This is a genomic window from Alteromonas sp. MB-3u-76 (assembly GCF_002831605.1).
GTDB lineage: Bacteria > Pseudomonadota > Gammaproteobacteria > Enterobacterales > Alteromonadaceae > Alteromonas > Alteromonas hispanica.
Window position 1 is genome coordinate 2,443,783 of record NZ_CP025115.1, and the last position, 23,660, is coordinate 2,467,442.

General features: G+C 44.4%; 17 protein-coding genes. 6 read left to right on the forward strand and 11 right to left on the reverse strand.

The genetic code is table 11. The features are described 5' to 3' along the window. Positions 1 to 202: 202 nt before the first annotated feature. From CW735_RS10925 to CW735_RS10935, 3 genes are all read right to left on the reverse strand, one after another. A complete protein-coding gene (locus CW735_RS10925; RefSeq protein WP_100970746.1) occupies positions 203 to 1,237 on the reverse strand; it encodes an IS110 family transposase in 1,035 nt (344 codons plus the stop codon). 121 nt (positions 1,238 to 1,358) lie between these two features. Continuing rightward, positions 1,359 to 3,953: a zinc-dependent metalloprotease gene (locus tag CW735_RS10930; RefSeq protein ID WP_100973242.1), complete on the reverse strand. Its 2,595-nt coding sequence runs from the start codon at positions 3,951 to 3,953 to the stop codon at positions 1,359 to 1,361. Between the two features lie 280 nt (positions 3,954 to 4,233). Then, a complete protein-coding gene (locus CW735_RS10935) occupies positions 4,234 to 5,268 on the reverse strand; it encodes an ADP-ribosylglycohydrolase family protein (protein ID WP_232368429.1) in 1,035 nt (344 codons plus the stop codon). A gap of 419 nt (positions 5,269 to 5,687) precedes the next feature. Here CW735_RS10935 and CW735_RS10940 point away from each other — a divergent pair, with 419 nt between their 5' ends. Further along, positions 5,688 to 5,909: a PD40 domain-containing protein gene (locus CW735_RS10940; RefSeq protein WP_157812683.1), complete on the forward strand. Its 222-nt coding sequence runs from the start codon at positions 5,688 to 5,690 to the stop codon at positions 5,907 to 5,909. Continuing rightward, positions 5,899 to 8,922 carry a S41 family peptidase gene (locus CW735_RS10945; protein ID WP_100972101.1) on the forward strand — a complete coding sequence of 1,008 codons (3,024 nt, stop codon included), beginning with the start codon at positions 5,899 to 5,901 and terminating at the stop codon, positions 8,920 to 8,922. The genes CW735_RS10940 and CW735_RS10945 overlap by 11 nt, the downstream gene beginning before the upstream one ends. A gap of 157 nt (positions 8,923 to 9,079) precedes the next feature. Here CW735_RS10945 and CW735_RS10950 read toward each other — a convergent pair whose 3' ends face one another. Both CW735_RS10950 and CW735_RS10955 read right to left on the reverse strand, forming a co-directional pair. Then, positions 9,080 to 10,237 carry a succinylglutamate desuccinylase/aspartoacylase domain-containing protein gene (locus CW735_RS10950; protein WP_100972103.1) on the reverse strand — a complete coding sequence of 386 codons (1,158 nt, stop codon included), beginning with the start codon at positions 10,235 to 10,237 and terminating at the stop codon, positions 9,080 to 9,082. 337 nt (positions 10,238 to 10,574) lie between these two features. Next, a complete protein-coding gene (locus CW735_RS10955) occupies positions 10,575 to 11,582 on the reverse strand; it encodes an IS110 family transposase (protein WP_100972105.1) in 1,008 nt (335 codons plus the stop codon). A gap of 20 nt (positions 11,583 to 11,602) precedes the next feature. Here CW735_RS10955 and CW735_RS10960 point away from each other — a divergent pair, with 20 nt between their 5' ends. Beyond that, positions 11,603 to 12,559, forward strand: a complete 957-nt coding sequence (locus CW735_RS10960; protein WP_157812624.1) for an IS1595 family transposase — start codon at positions 11,603 to 11,605, stop codon at positions 12,557 to 12,559. Between the two features lie 235 nt (positions 12,560 to 12,794). Here CW735_RS10960 and CW735_RS10965 read toward each other — a convergent pair whose 3' ends face one another. Beyond that, the gene (locus CW735_RS10965) at positions 12,795 to 15,158 is read right to left on the reverse strand and encodes a zinc-dependent metalloprotease (protein WP_232230644.1); all 2,364 of its coding nucleotides are present in this window, start codon (positions 15,156 to 15,158) and stop codon (positions 12,795 to 12,797) included. A gap of 330 nt (positions 15,159 to 15,488) precedes the next feature. Here CW735_RS10965 and CW735_RS10970 point away from each other — a divergent pair, with 330 nt between their 5' ends. Both CW735_RS10970 and CW735_RS10975 read left to right on the forward strand, forming a co-directional pair. Beyond that, positions 15,489 to 16,691, forward strand: a complete 1,203-nt coding sequence (locus tag CW735_RS10970; protein ID WP_100972107.1) for an aminotransferase class I/II-fold pyridoxal phosphate-dependent enzyme — start codon at positions 15,489 to 15,491, stop codon at positions 16,689 to 16,691. 168 nt (positions 16,692 to 16,859) lie between these two features. Further along, complete coding sequence (locus CW735_RS10975) at positions 16,860 to 18,035, forward strand: saccharopine dehydrogenase family protein (protein ID WP_100972109.1); 1,176 nt, start codon at positions 16,860 to 16,862, stop codon at positions 18,033 to 18,035. 107 nt (positions 18,036 to 18,142) lie between these two features. On the opposite strand, the gene CW735_RS10980 is transcribed toward CW735_RS10975, so the two are convergent. From CW735_RS10980 to CW735_RS10990, 3 genes are all read right to left on the reverse strand, one after another. Beyond that, positions 18,143 to 19,678, reverse strand: a complete 1,536-nt coding sequence (locus tag CW735_RS10980; RefSeq protein ID WP_071979851.1) for a BCCT family transporter — start codon at positions 19,676 to 19,678, stop codon at positions 18,143 to 18,145. 63 nt (positions 19,679 to 19,741) lie between these two features. Further along, the gene (locus CW735_RS10985; protein ID WP_071979852.1) at positions 19,742 to 19,963 is read right to left on the reverse strand and encodes a TIGR02450 family Trp-rich protein; all 222 of its coding nucleotides are present in this window, start codon (positions 19,961 to 19,963) and stop codon (positions 19,742 to 19,744) included. Between the two features lie 187 nt (positions 19,964 to 20,150). After that, positions 20,151 to 20,468, reverse strand: a complete 318-nt coding sequence (locus CW735_RS10990; RefSeq protein ID WP_071979853.1) for a hypothetical protein — start codon at positions 20,466 to 20,468, stop codon at positions 20,151 to 20,153. Between the two features lie 242 nt (positions 20,469 to 20,710). Between CW735_RS10990 and CW735_RS10995 the strand changes: the two genes are divergently transcribed. Further along, positions 20,711 to 21,097 (forward strand): hypothetical protein, encoded by a 387-nt coding sequence (locus tag CW735_RS10995; RefSeq protein ID WP_083595267.1) that lies wholly within the window; start codon positions 20,711 to 20,713, stop codon positions 21,095 to 21,097. A gap of 89 nt (positions 21,098 to 21,186) precedes the next feature. Here CW735_RS10995 and CW735_RS11000 read toward each other — a convergent pair whose 3' ends face one another. Both CW735_RS11000 and recD read right to left on the reverse strand, forming a co-directional pair. Beyond that, on the reverse strand, positions 21,187 to 21,603 hold the full coding sequence (locus CW735_RS11000; RefSeq protein ID WP_071979855.1) for an energy transducer TonB: 417 nt from the start codon (positions 21,601 to 21,603) through the stop codon (positions 21,187 to 21,189). A gap of 65 nt (positions 21,604 to 21,668) precedes the next feature. Beyond that, positions 21,669 to 23,660 (reverse strand): exodeoxyribonuclease V subunit alpha, encoded by a 1,992-nt coding sequence (gene recD, locus CW735_RS11005; protein ID WP_071979856.1) that lies wholly within the window; start codon positions 23,658 to 23,660, stop codon positions 21,669 to 21,671.

Below are 23,660 nucleotides of genomic sequence, written 5' to 3' on the forward strand. Positions count from 1 at the left end.
TCCGCCTCGTTATTGCAATGATTAATTTCGATAACGGGGTTGGTTATGCGCTAATGTATTCGGAGTCTGTTTAGGCGCTTTCGCAACCCGCTCCACGATGAGATCCGCGCTGGATTATCCTCAAAAAACCGAAAGCTTCTGAGAGCTGTTTTTTATGTCAGGTTTTAATCCAGTGGTTCTACCGTTTTCGTCATCATATTTATCATTGCAAACCCGGTGCTAACGCTTTGCTGTTGAATGCTTTTTTTGTTTTCATCACTGCCCATGCTATTCGGGCCAGTTTGTTGGCCAGGGCAACGGTTACAACATTGAATGGCTTGGTGGCGCGTAAATTTATCAACCACTCGCCATAAATCTTTCCGGTCTTATCCGGCCTGGACATAACCGCCCTGGCGGCATGGATAAACAAGGTTCGGAGTTCTTTGTTACCCCGCTTGCTTATCCCCAGTAATTTGGGTTTACCGCCAGTTGAGTACTGCGCTGGAACTAACCCTAACCATGCAGCCATGTTTCTTCCGTTTTTAAAATCCGTAGCGCTACTGATGTTGGCAATACAAAGGCTGGCGGTCATATCGCCAATACCTGGGATGGTTTTAAGAAGCTGCCCTATCGGGTTTGTATCAACCAGTTGCTTTAGCTTTTTATCTTGTCTCTCAATGTTCCTGTTAAGGAGCAGGTAATATTCGTGCAGCTCCATGAGCTCTTCCATAAGTAACCCTGGCAAGACCTGCCGCTGCTGTGAAAGCCAGTTAAACAGTTGCTTCATTACGCTATGGCCTGTTGGAAGTGCAATGCCAAACTCCAGCAGTAAGGAGCCTATACGGGACATGCAGGCTGTTCTGTCTTTGACATACCCATGCCTTGCTTTATGAATAGCTGAAATGACCTGGGCTTCTTCTGATTTGACGCTGACAAACCGCATTTTCGGTCTTATTGATGCTTCGCATATGGCCTCTGCATCAATAAAATCATTCTTATTGCTTTTAACGAAAGGTTTTACGTATTGTGGCGGGATTAGTTTGACCGTATGCCCCATCAACTCACACTGCCTGCCAAGCCAGTGCGCACCGCCACAAGCTTCGAAAGCAATTGTGCATGGCGTTAATTGATGAAGATAGTGAATGAGTGCCGAGCGGGAAAATTTTTTGCGAATGATTTGATTATCTGAATAGTCGCGGCCTATCACGTGAAAAGATGATTTGCCTAAATCGATTCCAAGAACTTTAATAGTAGACATGATGGTTCGCCTCTTTGATTGCCTAACTCTAAGATTAGCTTAGAGGTGAGGCGGACCATCTAATTAAACCGGTAATGTTAATCAACAATACCGGTTTGTTTTTCGTTAAAATAGCGAAGGCTTAACTTTTACTTTTGTAAAATGCTCGCTCAATTCTATCGGTAAGATAAAATTTGTGTACCTTACTGGCTCTGTCGCCTCTTGAGTTATCTACCATGTCTTTAATCCTGTTCAACTCATACAGCGCTGCAGCCTTGGCAAGGTGATCATAAGCACTGGCTTTTTCTAGGCCGCTAATTTTTATCAACTGCTCAACATATTCTGTTTGCAAGTTGCGACGATAGCTATTTACATCGCGCTTGATATCGGCTTCAAAAATACCTTTGGTTAACTCTCCCATCATTTGCTCAAGGCTATATTCATTGCCATACAATGCCGTATCGCTCATACGCATTTGAACTGCAGGATGGAGTAAGTGACTCAGCACATTTTTCTGCGCCCCAAGAAGCATTTTATGGGGTTTAGGATCTTCGTTCTTACCAAAGTTGTCGAAGCCACGACGCTGGCGCTGAATGTACGCGAACAAAGGTTCCATTGTATCAATGGCATCTGGTGCAAATACATACTCATTAAGGGTTTCCATGGCTCTACGCTGAAGCGCTTTAGGGACCGGTGTAAAAGGTTGCTCATACCCCTCTTGCCCAACAAAAGTACGGTCGACATAAACGCCGCCTACATACCGTGATACCACGCTAGCCTGACGTGCAAATTCACCAAACACAGCGTTAACACCAACTGCCAGGTCGTTATGCGAGCGATTATCCGCCAGCGTTTTATCCTTTATTTCAGTTGCTGTGGATTTAACCAGATCGAAACGATCTCGTGCATACTCAACCGCATCGCCAGACATATCAAATATATTGATACGAGGGTCGAGGTGACGCCCTGGTGCACGCATGTCATCTGCGTCGTTGCCAAATGCTAACTCTGGTTCGGCACTACGCGATAAAATAGCCTGCAAGCGCTCTTCTTCAGCTTCCGGATTGTCTAATGCAATGGAGTAACCGTACTCAATAGCCCAATCGTCGTAGGGGCCTGGCTTTTCAGTGTAAAAGTCCCCTTGCTCAACACCATCTGGCGCAAAGTTAACTGCCGGATAATCCATAACAGAGCCAGCCAAGATCCCTTGAGTAACCTCAACATCGTGCGCTTCGTCATGACCATGCAATTGCGAAGCTTTCATATTGTGATTAAGCCCTAGTGTGTGGCCCACTTCGTGTAAAATCAGGTAATGCATTGCTTGACGGAGTAGCTTGTCTTTTTCAACATCCCCCATCCCCTTTGCTAAAGAAGCATATTGACCAAACAGCAGACCTGCATTTAATTGATGCCCCAACGAACAATACTGCGCTTCTTCATCACTTAAGGATTCAGGCATTGCTGACGCAAGTGACGTTGCGCCATCAGTGAACATTTCTCCCGCTATCCAGCGCCCTTTCATAAAGCTGTACTCAAGCATAATGTCTGACGCGATGATTTGACCCGTTAACGGGTTAGCTACGCTTGGCCCATAGCCACCAAACGGTGGTCGAGGTGAAGAGGTCCAACGCAATACGTTGTAACGCACATCTTCTGCTTTCCAATCTGCATCGTCAGGCTGAATTTTCACTTCAATAGCATTGCTAATACCGGCTTTCTCAAATGCGGAATTCCAGCTCAACGTAGCGTCACGAATAGTATCTCGCCACTCTAACGGAGTTGTATTTTCAATCCACCAAACAATAGGCTCAACGGGATCAGATACTTCTGCCGTAGGATCTTTCTTTTCCAAGTGCCAGCGGTTGATTACGTCGCGGCCAATAAAGGTTTGGTCGGTGGTTAAATCGTCAAATTGCTTACCAAAGTAGCCAATGCGCGGGTCGTCGCGACGGGGCTTAAAGTCATTTTCTGGCAATTCAATGAAAGCGTGCTGTAAACTTATTGTTGTGTATCGCGGGTCGGTGATGTAGTTACCGCCGCGTACTTTCGGCGTATCATTCTCAAACACGTAATCTACAACAATGTGGGTATTAGCCGGAAAGTTGTCAATGGCCGCAATTTTAGTTTTATCGGCGCTGAGCTTACCTAATTTGTAACGCTTTTTCTCTACTTCTGGCTTTGTTGCAGGCATAGGCGCTATGCGATGAAGTTTTTCATTCTCAACTACTTCATCAAGCTTTATAGCGACGCGCGAGCCTTCCTCGTTAACAATTTTCGCCGAAACCAACACCGCTTCGCTGATATTGGCGTCTGCCGCCTTACTAATTGCTGTATCTGGGTCGAAGTAATATCGCGGAGTCATAGCAACAATTTCGATGCGATCAAAAACCCGACGCATTTCAATGAGTCTATGCTGACGAAAACTACCGCGGTAATGACCCGCGTCTACAACCCCGTCAACGGTTTTAGCAAAATATAAAAAAGGTTTATTAAGCTGGCTTTCATCAATCACCATAAGGGCCGAGCCATCTTCACTATTTTGGTAGACCGGCAGATAACCCTCAAATGGGGTTTTATCTTCTAATAACTGAGAAAGTGTTTTTTCTTCTTTAGATGCTTCAGCTTTTGATGCTTCACTCGCATCTTGCTTCTCGTCTTGAGCGTGAACCTGCACACTTATTACAGACACGCCGAGCAGGCCCATCATTAAGGCCTTTTTGATTTTGTTGAATCTCATAACTTTTCCTGTTGTTAGTGCTCTATTGCAAGAGCGACTGCCTGAGTTATTATTTTTATTTTGGGTTTTCAAATTTTTAACATTCATAGTGTGTAACATTAAGCGGTGTTATTTCTGCTAGTTATCTTGTTTAACCGTATGTTTAACGCGCAAAATGTTGCAAATTGTGTCTTCGATAATGTTTGAAGTGAGAACTAAGCAAAGACAAAACCGGCATGTCCAATGCTTTAGATTAAAAAAAAAAGCGAACCGTTGTGACTTAGTCAAATGGTTTTAACGCTCATGGTTTTAGCGCATTAGAAATTTCTGCAGTTAACTCCTTTTCATCGCATAATTTGCTATAGAGGGCAGAAATTGGCGTTTCGGTAATCAGCCCTATTATTGTGCTTAGCACAAACCCACGATGGACGTTATCTCCACCTACATTAGTATTGGCTATCAATGCTTTTCTACCGTCTTCTGCATAGCGATATGCGAAGTACAAAATACTTGGCCACGCGCCAGATATGTAGCAAGCGGGGGAATACTGATGTCCCACTACTTCTATATCGCTTTTTTTCTTGGCTACAAGCTTGGGTAAAGATAACCCCATCGAGCGACTGGCGATGTCTTCTAATATTTCTTTTGCACTGTCTATGGGGTGCTTACCATCTCGATGCAGCAGTCGAAACAAAAGTTCCACATAGAAATCGCACACCATGGCCAGAGAATCATCTGGATGAGTCAACATTAGATGGTCTCTGCAAAGTTTTTGTATCTCTTCTAGTGCATCGCCTCGTTTAGCACAACAAAGCGCCAGCGGACCAATGGTGACAAAACCACCTATAGAGGCAGTATCATGGGTAACTGCTCCGCATTTGTGGGCAGGCCTTCCCGCCTCAAGGTTGGCAAAAAATCCACGATGATACGATTCAGCATAGGTGTCAGGATGGGCAGGTGTTGATGCACAAAGCAATCTGATATAGCTATCTAAGAAATCATCTCGCTGATAACCCTCAGACAAACATCTCAACATCACTCTTGCGCAATGTGCATTAAGCGTGTTTTCTCCTGCTTTCATGCCCTGATGATAATGCTGGTTGGCCCCTGTCCAATACTGGCGTTTGCCCTTAAGGATAACATCGCCAACAATTTCCTTTTTATTGCTGTTCGACGACCGTGCTCGTCCCCCTTCGCTTGTCGAGTGCAGGGACATAATGGAGGAGGGATGGAAAGACGGCGCATCCTCAAACTGTGTAATCCCGCCTTTAAACGCTTTGTAGATATCTGCCGGGTTGTAGTACCAATGCACGGGCATGGCTAAAGCGTCGGCAATAAATGCATTTTTTAATGCCGCTTCAGCACGTTTTTCTACATGGCTTTCCGTATGCTTTGGCGCATGGCTTTTAGCTGCCTCGCCGTGCGAACTGCATCCAGTTTCAAAATTCGATAAATGTGAACTCAAGGCGTATTCTCCTTTTACCCCTACTTTCTTTGTCGTTTGCTCAAATGATTGCAAGAAAGTATGGGGAATGAACGGTTTTTAAATTTGAAATATATACGCCAGAGTAAAAGAGAATGATCGCTGTGGGTTCCGACGACACAAATAGATGTCCAATTTCACTCACTTCGAATGAATTGAGGCGTTTGCTGTCATTGTGCATTAATTGAACTAAGCTAAATATCGATGTCCCTCAATCAAATCAACAAATATAGGCTCACCTTATGCGATTAAAAGGAATTTCCCTCACCATTATGCTGGCGATTCTGCCAGTCGTTTCCGCCGCCACTCAATTGCTTAGGCAACCAGATTTACACGGCAACACACTCGTATTTACTTACGCAAATGATATTTACAAAAGCACCACAGAGGGAGGCAAAGCCACCCGATTAACTAGCTTTCAAGGCAGTGAGTCCCAACCAATTATTTCCCCCGACGGGAAATACATAGCGTTTACCGGTGAATATGGAAGGTAATCGAGACGTTTTTGTAGTAAGCATTGATGGTGGAGAACCACAGCGATTAACCTTTCACCCAGGCCCCGATGCTGCGATAGGCTGGACGCCGGATAGTCAGCAAGTGCTGTTCAGTTCACCGCGTTTTTCTGCACCACGAAATTGGCAGCAATTATTCACGGTGAATATTGCAGGCGGTAATCCGAAACAACTTCCCATGCAACGAGCTTTCGATGGTGCCTACGATAGCAGTGGCAACAATTTGGTTTTTCGCCGCTCTGGATTCTGGGATCGTGGCTGGCGAAACTATAGGGGCGGCCAAAATCAGGCGCTTCGCGTTATCAATATAAACAGCCTAAAGGAGTACGACCTTCCTTTTAACAATGACTTTGAAGTAGATCCAGAATGGTCGTCTAACGGTGACATCTATTATTTATCTAATCGCTCCAAAGTGACCAATGTCTTTAAATATTCGCCTCAATCAAAATCGATTAGCCAAATAACCCAACACGACAAATTTGATGTAATGGGCTTCGCGGTAGACGGAGACCGGGTTGTCTATGAGCATCTTGGCGATTTGTATCTGCAAAATGAGAGTGCAAAGGCCCGCAAGCTTAATATCGAGGTGGTTGCTGACCTCTATTGGGCTCGCTCTAATTATGTAGACGCACACAAACGAATTACCGGTTTCGATGTATCATCCAGTGCTCAGAGAGCGCTTTTTACTGCCCGAGGTGATGTGTGGTCTATACCAGTGGAGCATGGCTCACCCAGAGCGCTCACCGATTCTTCTGGTGCAAGAGAACACGCCGCCACATGGTCGCCAGACGGGCAGTTTATTGCTTGGTTTAGTGATCGTTCCGGAGAGTACGAGCTGATTATTGCTAACCAATTAGGAAAAGAGCAAGCGACGATAACGTTGGCAGGAAAAGGCTTCTACGATGAGCTCAGCTGGTCACCAGATAGTAACCGCCTGATTTTTACCGACTCCGAACAGCAGCTTTGGGTTGCTAACCGAAAAAACCAGACCACAAAAATCATTGATGCCAATAAGCGAGTCAACCCTGAGTGGCATATGATGGCAAGCTGGTCGCCTGATAGCCAATACGTTGCCTACACCAAACAGGGCGTTAATTCTTTCCGCGAACTTCACTTGTACTCCATTAGCCAACGTAAAACCTCTCAATTAACCGATGGTATGGTAGAAGTTACATGGCCAACTTGGGGTGATAGCAATGAGGTACTGTACTTTCTTGGTAGCGTAGACTTTGGCCCTAAAGCTCCATGGCTGGATATGTCTTCCCTTAGTTTTACCCCGAAATATCAAATTTATTATGGGCTTTTAAACTCAGAAGCAGCTCCGTTATTTCCCCAGCGCTCCGACGAGGAGCCTGCACCAAATGCTGATGACAAGGACACTGACGATAAGAATACTAACAAGAACGATGAAGATGACGAATCGGTAACCACCAAAAAGTCCGTAGTCGAGGTGGAAGCATTTGCCGAACGCATTATGCCTGTTAGCGGGAAATCTGGACAGTTTAGCCATTTATCCGGTGATTCAGAGGGAAATTTGTATTTTCTGAGTAAACACATGGATAACAAAGGCGATGAACAAACCAGCCTTATGATGTTCAACGCAAAGGAAAGAGAAATCAAAAAGCTGGCCGATAAAATAAGTGATTTCAAGATTGCTGCCAGTGGTGACTTCATAATGGTAAAAAGCGGCACAGCGTATCGCTTGATAAATGCAGAAATGGGGTCAGGCGAAGACGACAAGGCCATAAAATTAGCATTATCCAAACGGGTAGATTACGCCAAAGAATGGCAGCAAATTTTTCGAGAGGCTTGGCGATTTCAAAGAGATTTCTTATATGTAGATAATTTTCATGGTGCTGACTGGGATGAAATATACGATGTCTATAAACCGCTAGTTGCTTCAGTGCGCCACCCTGTGGATTTAACTTACTTACTCGATACTCTGGGCGGTGAGATTGCTATTGGCCATTCATATACAGCAACTGGTGACAAACCAAAAACAGCAAAGCCACGCGTGGGCTTGTTGGGAGTTGACTTCGAAATTAATGACAAAGGTGTCGCGCTCAAACACATCTATACGGGTGAAAGCTTTGTGGCTGGAGCAAATTTAATGGCGCCTTTAGGCGCTGTCGCGCATCTAATCGAGGATGGCAGTTATCTGCTGGCAGTGAACGGTAAGCCACTTGATAAGGCAAAAAATGTTTATTCGCAGTTTGAAGGCACTCTGGGACAAGTGATCACGGTAACAATAGGCGAGCCGGGCGATTTAAGCAGTGCTCAAGATTTTGTCGTCAAAACTATTGGTAACGAGAATGAGTTGCGCAAACAACATTGGGTAGAACAGAATCGTAAGTATGTTGAAGAAAAATCTAACGGCAGGTTGGCCTATATTTGGGTGCCCGACACGGCTGAAGATGGATTTAACAGCTTTAATCGCTATTATTATCCGCAGGCCAATAAACCCGGATTAATTATTGACGAACGGTTTAATCATGGTGGCTTTATTGCTGACTACATCATCAACGTTCTGCGCCGTGAACTGAATGGATTCTTCAATAATCCGTTTGCCCCTGAACAACCCGTCACTAGCCCCGCAGCAGGCACCTGGGGGAGCAAAGTTATGTTGATAAACGAGGTATCAGGCTCTGGCGGTGATATGTTGCCATACATGTTCAACTACTACGACCTAGGAAAGCTAGTGGGCAAGCGAACTTGGGGAGGTCTTGTGGGTATATGGGGAGTTCCGGACTTCATTGACGGCGGTATGATGACAGCACCACGCTCAGGCTTTTATGACACAGAGGGACATTGGCAAGTTGAAAATTACGGTGTGGCGCCAGACATTAATGTGGAGCAATGGACCAACAAAACAGCAAAAGGCGAAGACCCTCAACTCGACAAAGCCATTGAAGTGGGCTTGGCTGAGCTAAAAGGGTATAAATCTCCCATTAAGCCGCAACCCAAAGCACCGGTGCGGGTTCCAGTACATAAGTAAAGGTCATCAACCTATTGTATAAAGCCCGCAATTCGCGGGCTTTATTTCGCCAGCCTTTTATAGTGCTGCAATAGTAGCTTTTTTTGCAGTCTAACTTTTAAATGTTTGTGCGCCTCCCAACGGGTTTTTTTACCGAGCAAACCCGTCAGGTCTTTCGCTAAAGCTCAAAGTAGTTAGTAAAACATTTAAATAGTTGAGTACCGCTTAGAACCGATGCAGATGGGAAGTTAAGCATAGGAATAAGGTCGCACGGAGCATAAAGCACCCTACTTCCATTACTGTTGTCTAACTCGTCAATATCAAGGACCTGTGCCAGTGCCTCGCCTTTCTTTACTTTTTGTCCCGGTTTGGCGATGTATTCCACCATTCCGCCAAAATCAGTATATAACGTCTTATAATCTTTCAAATATACGCCTAAACGCACCATTTCAGCTGGTGAAAAATCGCTATTTAACAACACACCTTTTTGATTGAGATAACTTAAAATGCTGATAGCGTCTACACGCCCCTCATCAAAGTTAATAACCTCTTGGCTGCCCATTTCAAGAGTAAATGCTTCTACATTAAACTGTATGTCGCGGCCAAGATGCTGCTTTACTGAGTCGTGTAATCTCCACCACGGGCAAAACGTTGCTTCGTCTAAGGCACCCGCGAACACATTTGGAATAAAAATATTGTGCGGAATATTAAACAAACGGGCGCTATCTTTGGCATATTCAGGAACATAGATGTGTCTAGTAGACACGGGGCCATTGTGTAAGTCCAACACGTAGTCTGCATTTACCGCTAGCTGCTGAAGTTTCAAATTCAGCTGTTGTGCAAGTCCAAGCCCCCAAGGCTCAGCCAGTTTGTTAGCAATAGACGCCAATAAATGAGCGCGAAACCGCTGTTTAATAACCTCAACAGGCTCTTCCGGGGTCACGGTTTTAGCGAATTGTTCTACGGCCTGCTGGTCATAAAAGTAACCGCGGTTCCAATTAGTGCCGTTTACTGGGTCAAAGCGACCAAGAGTGTACTCGCCAGACTTTATATTCGTTCCTACGGGATTACAGTTGGGTACAAGTATTACTTTACCCTTTATTTCAGTGTCTTTAAGCGTTTTTATTAAGTGATAAATCACTACATTGCCTTGAACCTCGGCCCCGTGGATAGAAGACTGTATGTAAACCGTAGGTCCCGGTTTGCTGCCGGTAAACGTATAAATAGGTACGTTTAAATTACGGCCTGACGCATTTTGAGCCACAACTAAATAATCTTTTTTTAGCTGTACTTTTTCAGACTGATGCTTTGTTGAATGAAATTGGTTAAGCGACATATTCACTTCTATAACTTAATAATATGGGACGAAGAGTATCAACAAAGCAGTATTTTTCAACTATATACATTGTTGCTATTGCGACTGTACCTAAACTGGCTTTATGCCCGTCCGCACAGGTATAAAAATGTATGGTCCGCCTCGTTATTGCAATGATTAATTTCGATAACGGGGTTGGTTATGCGCTAATGTATTCGGAGTCTGTTTAGGCGCTTTCGCAACCCGCTCCACGATGAGATCCGCGCTGGATTATCCTCAAAAAACCGAAAGCTTCTGAGAGCTGTTTTTTATGTCAGGTTTTAATCCAGTGGTTCTACCGTTTTCGTCATCATATTTATCATTGCAAACCCGGTGCTAACGCTTTGCTGTTGAATGCTTTTTTTGTTTTCATCACTGCCCATGCTATTCGGGCCAGTTTGTTGGCCAGGGCAACGGTTACAACATTGAATGGCTTGGTGGCGCGTAAATTTATCAACCACTCGCCATAAATCTTTCCGGTCTTATCCGGCCTGGACATAACCGCCCTGGCGGCATGGATAAACAAGGTTCGGAGTTCTTTGTTACCCCGCTTGCTTATCCCCAGTAATTTGGGTTTACCGCCAGTTGAGTACTGCGCTGGAACTAACCCTAACCATGCAGCCATGTTTCTTCCGTTTTTAAAATCCGTAGCGCTACTGATGTTGGCAATACAAAGGCTGGCGGTCATATCGCCAATACCTGGGATGGTTTTAAGAAGCTGCCCTATCGGGTTTGTATCAACCAGTTGCTTTAGCTTTTTATCTTGTCTCTCAATGTTCCTGTTAAGGAGCAGGTAATATTCGTGCAGCTCCATGAGCTCTTCCATAAGTAACCCTGGCAAGACCTGCCGCTGCTGTGAAAGCCAGTTAAACAGTTGCTTCATTACGCTATGGCCTGTTGGAAGTGCAATGCCAAACTCCAGCAGTAAGGAGCCTATACGGGACATGCAGGCTGTTCTGTCTTTGACATACCCATGCCTTGCTTTATGAATAGCTGAAATGACCTGGGCTTCTTCTGATTTGACGCTGACAAACCGCATTTTCGGTCTTATTGATGCTTCGCATATGGCCTCTGCATCAATAAAATCATTCTTATTGCTTTTAACGAAAGGTTTTACGTATTGTGGCGGGATTAGTTTGACCGTATGCCCCATCAACTCACACTGCCTGCCAAGCCAGTGCGCACCGCCACAAGCTTCGAAGGCAATTGTGCATGGCGTTAATTGATGAAGATAGTGAATGAGTGCCGAGCGGGAAAATTTTTTGCGAATGATTTGATTATCTGAATGGCTATGTTCTGCTAAATTGTTGCTATACTGTATATGAATACAGTTATTGAGGGTTGATCATGATCCCAGCACAATTTACAAAGCTTATAGCCGAGTTAGAACACTTAACAGATAGTCAAACCCGTTATGTTGAGAAGCTGCTGAAAGGCACTGATAGCGTCTCACAGTTGATAACAGAGCTTGAGGAGCGGATGGTTGAAAACCCTGAATGTCCGCACTGCCATAGCTCACTGATCAATCGGCACGGCAAGGTAAACAAGATGCAGCGTTATCGCTGCAAGAACTGCGGCAAAACCTTTGTAGCGACAACGGCGACACCGCTAGCTCGACTGAGGTACAAAGAGCTTTGGTTAGAATATATTCGCTGTATGCTGGACAGTAAGCCATTGCGTAAATGTGCCGAAGAATGTGGCCTCCACCTTGAAACATCGTTCAGGTGGCGGCACCGATTCTTGGCGCTACCATCAGCACTGAAAGCGAGCAAATTAGAAGGCATTATCGAGGCAGACGAAACACTTTTTCCCTACTCAGAGAAAGGCTCAAAACGGATGACTCGTCAGCCCCGTAAAAGAGGGGTGAAAGCGAAAAAACGAGGGCGTTCAAAGGATGATTGGGTGCCAGTTTTAACGGTCAGAGACCGAGCTAAGAGTACGTATGAAGCCGTTGTGCCAAGTGTTACATCGGAAGCTTTGCATCAGGAGCTAGCAGGAAAATTAGAGAAAGACAGTGTGTTGTGTAGTGATGGCTATAAGCCCTACATAGCTCTTTCTGAGAAAAATGATTTAATACACAAGCGCTTAGATGTGGCAGGAGGAATTAAGGTGATAGATAAAGTCTTTCACATTCAAAATGTTAACGCCTATCACAGCCGTCTGAAAGCGTGGATAAAACGGTTTAACGGAGTAGCCACAAAATACTTGGAACACTACCTGGGTTGGTTCAGGTTTATGGATAATCCAGAAAACCTTAACGAAAACAGGCTCTTTTCGATTCAACAACAGTTAATCCGAACATAGCCATCTGAATAGTCGCGGCCTATCACGTGAAAAGATGATTTGCCTAAATCGATTCCAAGAACTTTAATAGTAGACATGATGGTTCGCCTCTTTGATTGCCTAACTCTAAGATTAGCTTAGAGGTGAGGCGGACCATCTAATTAAACCGCCCTTGATAACAAAAGCGGTTTTAACCTGTGCAATTACATAATAGTGTGTGCGGCCGATTTTTCGCCGTCTCAGTTTAGCACCTTGCTTAAATAGGAGACCCCGGCGGCAATGGCATTACTTCAAACGCTGCAGGCCAAGTGCCACTAGCGAAGTAAGTATCAAAATAGCCATGCAGAATTTCATACTTATCATCGTCTGCGTTGTCGTCTAGCCACTCAGCAAACTCCAAAAGAGTTTCGTCAGCCGCCAATTTAACTTCAGGGGCAAGACTGTCGTTAGTTACTGCCTTCATGATGGCATTAAGCGCAACTAATTGCAGGCGTTTAGCTAATGGGCCGTCGCTGTCGTTTTTGTACCAATGAACATTGAGTATTTGTTTAAGCAGTAACTTAACACCTACTTTTTTGCGTCTGTCTTTGCTACTTGTTGCTTGCCACTCTAAACGGTTTAAACGCTCTGGGTGAAGCAAAAGTGACAGCGAAAAGTCAGCAGCCGAAGCAGCAGCTGAAACCGGATCTAACATTAGTCCCATCTTGCCCTTAAACTGCTCTCGGGTAACATCATCACCATAAGCCGTAGGAGGAATAAGCGATAACACGCTATCTGGCATCGCCAAGTAGCTTGTAGTAGAGGCTTTAATTAACTGCTGCATTGCACGCTGTTGTACCTGAGGCGCCACAAATGTCTGGCCTTGTGGTGTGACATAATCCCCCTTTCGCTCATATTCATAATGCAAACCACCTACCTGCTTAGCAACAGCTTCTAGCTGGTACCTGTGAAGCAAATAAATAGGCACTAAGCTATTTTCAAGTGAGGATAAACTGGCATTCTCCGCTAGCGTGTTGATGCCGAGGTTTTTCAGCGCCACATTGCGAATATTAGAAATATCATCGAAAGCATCTAGCGGGTCGTCACCATTTTCCCACATGTGCCCATTTGCTGAACCATGACGAGAGCTGCGTGTATCTGAATCAGATTTAAAGGCTAAGCCAGCGTTTCTAGCCTTAACAATAATTTTTGATAACGCCTCGACCTCTTCCTTATCGTTTGCAAAGGTGGCGTAGCCATAGGTTACTGCATGTTTATCCCAATCACCTATTCCTTTGTCATAGGCGTTTTCCAAACTTATATTACCATCGACTAGCGTTATGCGCGGGTGTGGATAGTCCATAACCGAGGCGCGGTTGTTTTCACTGGCTGCAAAGTTATGAGCAATTCCCAATGTATGCCCTACTTCATGAGCTGAAAGCTGTTTTATTCTGTCTAGCGCCATTTCTTGCTGGGCGCTTGTGTCGGCATTGCCGTCAGTAAACGGGCTGGTGAGTCCAAGCGCTATTAAATAGTCTTGTCGCACCCTAAGCGAGCCTAGCGTAACGTGGCCTTTTATAATTTCGCCAGTTCTTGGGTCAACGACAGATGAACCATAAGACCATCCTCGTGTTGCTCTGTGGACCCAGTTTATAACGTTATAGCGCACGTCCATGGGGTCTGCACCTTCAGGCAACACTTTAACCTGAAATGCGTTTTTAAAACCGGCAGCTTCGAAAGCCTGATTCCACCAACTTGCTCCTTCTTTAAGCGAAGACATTACCGGCTCGGGAATACCCGGATCTAAATAGTAAACAATAGGCTCTATCGCCTCGCTCATTGCTGCGTGGGGAGTTTTCTTTTCTAAGCGGTGGCGAGTAATAAATCGCTGCTCTGTTGCCTCCGTAATAGCAGTGGAATAATCGTAATAATTGAATTTCCAATAGCCCGAGTACGGGTGATAAACGCGAGGGGTATACCCTGGTTCAGGCAGAGCTACAAATGAATGATGTAAATGAACACTTAAGCTTTCTGCATCTGGAGTGACCTGCTGAACATAGCCCCCCGGGTTCTTCCCTTTAAAGGTTACCAGTGCTTCAAGCTCTGTGTTTTTTTCAAAACCTTTTGTGCGAGGCAGGTAAACGCCACTTCGCATTTTATCAACGCTATAGCTGCCTTGATCACGCCCAGACAAACGATTGCCTATGCCGTGAACATCACTTAGCAAATAATCGGTGTAATCAATCAGGTTCGTGGCATCGTTTTTTGCCACTATAGTAAAACCCGCGATAACAGAACTTGCAAAGGCTTCGTTGATACTTTGCTTTTCAGCAGCAGAGCCATGTGCAGCACGGTATTTAGTATTGTGCTGGGTAAGCATTAACTTATTACCAAAGCGCTCAAAAGAAACGAGTCGCGTGCGGCCTAGCTGCCCTCTATCTAACCCAATATCGTTGGAACCAACACCGTAAGGCAGACTACTCTGGAACAGATATTGTTCATCAGATGCCGGAATAGCCAAGAATACCTTTCCCGCAGTATCATCATAATACATGGGTATTAAACCACTTTTTTTCGTCATCCCCTGAGAAAATTCACTAATACTAGGCACAGCAGCCCAAGCCAGTGAAGAGCTTGTCATTAAAAGCGCAAACAAAATTGTGAGGGGCTGTCTGATAGAAAGTACGCGTTGCTTGTACTTTTTAAACCAAGTGGAACGCTGCATTTGTAAATTCCTTCTGAGTGGGTGCTTTAGGTTAGCCTACCCCAAGCAATCCTGTTTGCCTATCTTTGCCTATCATCGCGGTCGCAAAAATACGACGATTTGTTGAATAGACTGAAATCACACCCCATCACACTGCGGGAATAAGCAAAAGACTGTAAGAGATTGTCAGCTTTTGGTAACGTGCTGGTATAGTATGGAATTTTTTTCAAGCAATAGCTTATTGCTTCCCACACTAAGGTTTGTATTTTGAAATTTACTAATCGAGCGACTGCCATTTCCCCCTTCCTCGCCATGGCTTACGGTGAAAAAGCAACGGCTCTGCTAGAGAATGGCCACGATGTTATACGCCTTAACTTAGGAGAACCCGATTTTGGTGCCCCTAAACCAGTTATAGAAGCGATGAAATCTTCATTAGACGCCCCACACTATCCGTACACTTCGGCATTAGGCACACCAGAGTTGCGCGCCGCCATCGCAAATTTTTATCACCAAAAACACAATGTCGATATTGAGCCTAGCCGTATTGTTGTAACCGCAGGCGCAAGCGCCGCGTTGCTGTTAGCTAGCGCGGCATTAGTTGAGCCTGGCGATAACGTAATTTTGGGAGACCCTTCTTACCCTTGTAACCGACGCTTCCTTAATGCCTTTGGTGCCGACGTAAGTTTAGTGCCAACGGTGAGCGAACATAATTTTCAACTTACCGCCAAAAATGTTGAAAAGCACTGGTCACAAAATACTAAGGGCGTACTCATTGCTACGCCGGCAAACCCCACTGGAACGGCAATTGATGCTGCTGAACTGCTTGCAATTGGTCAGCTGTGTAAGCAGCGCAATGGCTTTTTAATTGTCGATGAAATCTATTTAGATTTACTTTTAAACAATGATGATAACAGTGACATCAACGCAGCCACCACTGTGCTGAAAAATGCGCAGTTACAAGATACCGTCATTGTGATAAATAGCTTTTCTAAATATTTTGGTATGACGGGTTGGCGCCTAGGCTGGTGTGTAGTGCCAGCAGAAATGACCGCCATTGTAGAGCGACTAGCTCAAAATCTTTTTATATGCCCATCTACACTCTCTCAAAAGGCAGCACTTGCGTGCTTTACGCCACAGGCACTGGCGCAATGTGAGGAAAATAGACAAACACTGAGCAAACGGGCCAGCTTGGTATTTTCAGCATTAACCACTATGGGACTACCTGTTGATGCTAATCCAGACGGTGCCTTTTATGCGTATATCAACATTCAAAAAACCGGTCTTACAGCTATCGAGTTTTGCGACAAATTATTAGAGAAATACCATGTCGCTCTAACTCCGGGTAACGATTTTGGAGAGCATAACGCAGACAACTATGTTCGTTTATCGTTTGCCACTAATGAAAGTGACTTAATAAAGGGGCTTGAGAGACTCGCGCAATTTGTCGCTGAATGCTCTGCTGCTGAATGATCTTTTGCTAAAGAATCTTTCGCTTAATAAGCTGTCGCTAAATTGGTACGAAAACGGTTCAGCGGTTTCATGAATATACAAATATTATGCAAAAAAATAATGGTACGAGTACGAGATAGGTATATTTGAGTTACAGAAATTAGAACTATCAGACAACAGGACGCAATTATGAGTATTGAACGAGATTTTGATGTGGTTATTTTTGGTGCCACAGGGTTTACAGGAAAGTTAGTTGCAGAATATTTCCAGTCACAATACGGAAGCGACAGTAGCGTTAAGTGGGCCATTGCGGGTCGAAACGAGCAAAAACTCAACGATGTAAAGCAAGAGTTAGGTATTAGTGATGAAATTGAAACCATTGTTGCAGACGGCGATGACGAAACGGCATTAAACGCCCTTGCACAAAGAACACAAGTTGTACTTACCACTGTTGGCCCATATCAAATTTACGGTGAAAAGCTGCTCTCTGCCTGTGTTGATAACGGCACCGGATATACAGACTTATGCGGTGAACCAGCGTGGATGCACCAAATGATCAATAAGTACAATGATAAAGCAAAAGAGACAGGCGCAAACATCGTCTTTTCATGTGGCTTCGACTCTGTACCTTTCGACCTTGGTGTGCATTACCTTCAGCAACACGCTAAAAAACAAACTGGTAACCCGATTGAATATGTGAAAGGCCGAGTACGCAAGATGCAGGGAACCTTTTCTGGCGGCACTGCTGCTAGCCTAAAGGCCACCATGGTTGCAGCGAAAAAAGACAAATCAATAATGGCTGCACTTATCAATCCTTTTTCACTCGCCGACACCAATGTGGCTACAGAGCAGCCAGATGGCAATAAGCCCTATTTCGATGAAGAGTTAGGGACCTGGGTAGCACCTTTTATCATGGCTGCCATCAATACGAAAAATGTTCACCGCGCTAACTATCTTAGCAACTATGCATATGGCAAAGCTTTCAAATACGATGAAATGCTAATGACCGGACCGGGTGAAAAAGGTGAAGCGATGGCCAAACACGTAGCCAATGATAAATCGTTAGCCAGTGATGATGGCCCAAAACCCGGAGAAGGCCCAAGTAAAGAAGAGCGTGAAAACGGCTTTTATGACGTTATGTTTGTAGGCACTGCAACCAGTGGCGATATGCTTGCTGTATCAGTTAAGGGGGACAAAGACCCAGGCTATGGTTCTACCAGTAAAATGATTTCTGAATCTGCACTGTGCTTGTGTAAAGACGTTAGCCTTTCAGGCGGTTTTTTCACGCCAGCCTCTGCGCTAGGTGATCACCTTACAAGCAGGTTGGAAGCAAATGCAGGCCTTACGTTTACCATTGAAAAGTAACGTTTTCTCGCATTTGCGACCACTGATGTGCTAGCGACTTGCATTAGCAATATCGCTGGCGCTGAAACATAAATACATTAAAGCCGTGAGAAAGGCGCAAGCCGTTTTCACGGCTTTTTAGATTTTACAATTCTCGGAGCATCCCACAGCGAAGGAAGTAAAATAAGCGATACAGGTACAGCGCTCACCACAATAAATGCCTGCAGTTCATCGATACCGCCAGAGCCAATCATGATAAGAATGGCTGCCATTAGTCCCATTGCAATGCCCCAAAATACCCTTACAAAGGTGGCTGGCTGGTCGGAATTCGACATAGATACAGACAACACATAAGTCATAGAGTCACCTGTGGTGGCTACAAAGGTCATGGTAAGTAATAAAAACATGAACGACACAATAGCACCTAGAGGCAGCGCCTGTGTAATAGCAAGCAACGCCGCAGGCAGATTAAAGCCCTCAAATGCCGTTGAGATAGTGCCGGGTGAAGATAACTCTAAAGACAGCCCAGTTCCCCCAACAATGGTAAACCAGAACATAGTAATAAGCGGTGCAATGATAGACAGCATGAAAATAATAGCGCGGATAGAACGGCCCTTACTTATACGCGCAATGAAAATAGCCATCATAGGGCCGTAGCCAATAAACCACCCCCAAAAAAACACTGTCCACGAGCCAAGCCAGCCTGCATCACCAAAAACGCCAGCGTCTCCTCGGTATAGCGCCATTTGAAAAAAGTTGGTAACGTGAATCGCTAAGGCATCGAAAAAGCTAGATAGAATTACCAACGCACTGGTGGAGATCATTAAAAAGGCCAGCAAAACCACCGCTAAAATCATATTTAGCCGACTCAATAATTGTATTCCTTTGGTAACACCTGTTATGGCCGAGGCAACGTAAATTACCGTAAGTACACCAATCACAATAGTTTGTGTAGTGGCATTATCGGCTATATCAAACAAGGAGTTTAAACCATAGCTTACTTGTAACCCCAGAAAGCCAATTGGCCCAACGGTTCCTGCAACCACAGCGATAATGCATACCGCATCTGTGACTGTGCCAATAGGTCCTTCGATTGCTCGGTGCTTAAACACCGGATAAAGCAGAGTTCTAGGGGCTAATGGTAAACCTTTTTCATAGTGATAGTGCATTAACATGATGGTAGTAAGACTGCCTAAAATAGCCCACGCGAGAAAACCCCAATGAAGATAAGATTGCGCCAACGCATAGACGGTGGCCTCTTCAGTACCCGCTTTGACATCGCCAAATACCGGAGGAACGCTCAAGAAATGGGCCATGGGCTCGCCCGCAGCCCAAAATACACCGCCGCCGGCTAGCAGCGTACACATGATCATGGAGCCCCACTGAAAGTTTGAGAACTCGGGCTTGTCTATATTCCCCATGACTGAGTGAGCCCCAGGCATGCAGGCCATTACAATGCCAATTAAAAACGTGGCAAGTAAAAGCAACTGCCAGTACAGCCCAAAATGCCTTACCGACCAATCAAAACTGCTGTCTACCCATTGAGCGAGTGTTTTAACATCTATCAATGCCATTAGACAAAACAGGGTAATAAAGCCTGCAGTAATAGCGAAAAGCGGAATGTTTATTTTAGGTTTAGGGTTTACATCATTTTCAAAATTCATGCTATCTGTGAAGCGCCTTTTGCGTTTTAAAATTTAGACGGTGTGCCAACAGTTTTACTCGAGCTACTTCCAGCCCTGTCGCCACTTTGTTGTGTCTTTTAGCTCTCGCCAGTCAATTGAATACTCAATTTTTGACATCATCGATTCTAATAGGCATGCAGTAATTAAACCGTCTTCGTCAAAGTTAACTTCTGTGACCATAAAATGCTTTTCTTTGTTCACGGGCGATGTTGATGTCCACTTACTATGATGTAACTTTTTTGGATTGATTTGATGTGATGACATAAGAGAACTCTTACTTGATGGGGTTGTAAGTCGTGAATGCCACAGCATTGCACTTGTTTAATAACAGCTTGTTTAATAAAAGCTTAGTTAAATAACGGCTTGAAAAAATAGCTGTTTGGCACAAATTCAGATAATAAATGCGGCAGAATCTCGTTTGTCGATATGTAGTAGTTGTTTATCTGTAATGCTATTGAACAGCAACGGTAATTCTACAATCAATATATTTCAGAATTTTATTCACTTCACGAGGAATACTAACTTCTGGTTTGTGCTCTGATTTACAGAGTGTTCTGGCCCCTGAACTAACCTCAGCGCCCACGCTTGCTAGTTTAGTCTGTACAAAAAGATCACACGCGTCATAACTGATTTGCTGACGAATTAAGTAGTCGTTTAACGCATCGAAAACAGGCTCTTTTAGCGGCACCAGCCCTACAAAATCACCGGTGTCGGTGTTTTCGTAAAACGATGCTTCCGCGATTTCTCTTTTAAGCGTATATGCTTGCATTTTATCTAGTGTAAAAATCTAAAGCTGGCCGTCGTGCATTAACTTGCATCATTTGCACTAAACGGGTTGGTATTTAATTCACTCACAGAACTCTCAAAGTTGTATTACTGAAATGACTATTAGCCAATGATTTACTAACAAAACATCCCGTTGATCCACATCAACGCATCTTCTTCAACGATACGCCACACTACAATTAATCACACTTTGTCGCGTTAATGAGAATGCATACGTTAAAAACGATGAATAAGCCAAGCAACGCTATTACACCCATGGTGCATGGCCTTTACAAGCTTACGTTAAAACCGTCGGTAAACTTGGCTATTCAAACAAAACCTGTTTTCGGTGCCAATGTTACCCTACACAGTGACATTATCGAGCATGCAAGCTTTATTGCCAACCCAGTTAGCGTAATTGGTTGGCTAGATCTAGGGGGGCTTGCCTATTTGTGCGTTGAAGAGGGTATTCAGTTCACCCAGGATGAGACAGCGCCGCCTTTTCTACCGTCTCAGTTTTTACACTGTGACGGCGGGATTTTACGGGTTAATACACCAACACGCTTTTATCCAATAGCAAAGACCTCATCTGAGGCTCTCAAACACGGCGCCTTTTATTTCACACCAATGTGAGTGTGTGACTGATAATTTTTGATAGTGTCTTGCCAACACTAAAAACAACTGGACATACTAACGTGGCACCTCAACTTACAAGCCGCTTTTTATAAGCTTTCAAGCTTACAGTCAGGTGTCCCCGCTACATCATCTAGGGTAAAGCTCCATTCTACGGTGGTTAACACAGGCTGAGCTGATGTATTTGATTCTGATGGTTTCCAACGGAGTTTTTTAAGCGCTTTCTTGCCTTCAGGTACAAAAGTATTATCGGGTAAAAATTTAATCGTTTTTATATTTTGTGGTTCACCTTCGCTGTTTATTACATATTGAAAAACAACACAACCATTTAACTTTCGCTTTGCGGCTGATACGGGGTAACTTGGATAAGCTCTCTCCGATAGGACCCAATAATCTTTGACCAACTCTTCACTGGTTCTTAAATCTAGTGGAGCGATAGCATTCTTGTCTGTCGATGAACAACCTATCACAAGCATAGTGCTTGCAAATAAAAGTATTTTTCTCATATTCTTCCTTAAATTTTAATGACTCGAATTTGTGGGTTGCATGTCACAACAAATATAAATAATGTTCACATACTATCGATAGCGGCATCGCGAATGGCACCGGATAAGCCTGAGTAGCGCCTGTCTACTTTAGAAACCATGTCACTAAAGGTGGTGGTATTTGACACAATCAAGCAGCCTTTTTTGGCTCTTGTTAAGCCCGTATACACTAACCCTCTATGAAATAGTGCTGCCGACTTTTCTGTTTCTGGTTTTGGAAGTATCAATACAACATGAGAGAATTCAGAACCCTGAGACTTGTGAATTGTCATGGCATAAACAGTGTCAAACTGCGGGACCCTAGATAACGAGATATGACGTAACTCTCCGTTAGAAGCTTCAAACCAAGCAAATAGTTTTCCGTTACTATCTGGCCAGATAATGCCTACCTCACCATTTGATAATCGTTGAGGATGATTGTTCTTCACAATCATAATTGGCTGGCCCTGATAAAATGCTCCTTCTCGACGTGTTATTTTGCTTTTGATAGCGTCGAAGACAAGCGCGTTTAATCGTTCAACACCCATATTACCTTTACGTACTGGCGTTAACCATCGCACTGCGTTTAATTGCTTTAATGCTGATTTTGCATCTGATGCATCAAAAATGAGTGCAAAGCACTGAGTTGCCATTTTACGTAATAACTTTTCGGACACGCTATTTTCAGACCACAAATAAACGCCCTCTCGCAATGTCTTAATATCAGGCTCTTGCTCTGCAATTTCTTTATGATCTTCTTTATTGATAACACTTAACGCAGTCGTTGCCTCACCCTTTTGAATGGCACTTGCCACATCTGCCACTTGACCTTTAAATCGCTGTGGTGCTTGTAACGTATGTACCCATGTTTTTGCCTCTTCATCCACAGGTAACAGCGGAAGGTGCGGACATAAGGTCGCAATATGCTGTCGCAAAGCACTGGGTACAGCCCCTATTCTTTCCTCATCAAAACCATCGAGTTCATCACTGGTGTCTACCAGTTGCTCTAGTACATTGCCAAGCTCTACCGCGGGTAGCTGCTCAGCATCGCCAATGAAATACAGCCTAGCATGAGGTGGAAGCGCTCGTATTATTCGTGCCATAAGCGCTAGATCTACCATGCTGGCTTCATCTACTATTAACACATCAAGGGCGAGTTGATTCTGCGTGTTGTACTTAGTTGAAACTGTGTGTTCCCGTAAACCTAACAGTCGATGAATTGTCACCGCATGGGTAGGAACCCGGTTTAGCAACGCATCATCGATTTTACCTCTAAGGGCAGAAATACTGTCTGAAATAGATTCTGTCATTCTCTGCTGCGCTTTACCCGTCGGAGCGGCAAGTACAATATTGACATTCTCTTCACAGGCCTGAAGGGCCAGTAGCAAGCGCAAAACCGTGTAAGTCTTCCCGGTGCCAGGCCCGCCGTTAATTACGCTAAATCGTTGTACAAGACTTTTTGCCACCGCTATCTGCTGCCAGTCTTGCACTCCGCTGGTCTGGTTGTGAACGGTGTTTGCAGGTGCTAATTGGAACATCGCGGGCCACAAGGCTTTAACCTTCAAAGACGCCTCGTCATTAAGGGGAGAAAACGCTGTTCTAGCCACAATGCCATGGGCAATTTCTTGTTCAAATTCATAGTATCTGCGGCTGTAAAAGAGCCCATTGCTATACACAAAAAGCTGAGCAATTCGTTCGTCTTTCAACGCCTTCTTCACCACACCAATAAGCGGAGTTAGCTCATCGAACATATAACCTTTTTTTGCAGTATCTGAACTGTCTAACGTCGGTTCTGAGCGGTTGAAAAGAAGCTTGCTGGCTATATCACTGAGCAAAATACAGCTGTGGCCATGCCTTTGCATAAACGAAAGCGCCACAAGCACGTGCAGCCAAACAATGTTTTCTTTTTCACTTAGTGCAGGTAGTGGAGAAAACTCTGAAGCAATAAATTTATCAATGGCTTCAATACCGTGCAGTTGTTCGAACAAAGCGTTCTTGTCAATTACCACAGAGTCGGTGCTGGTTAAGGTTGAGTCCAT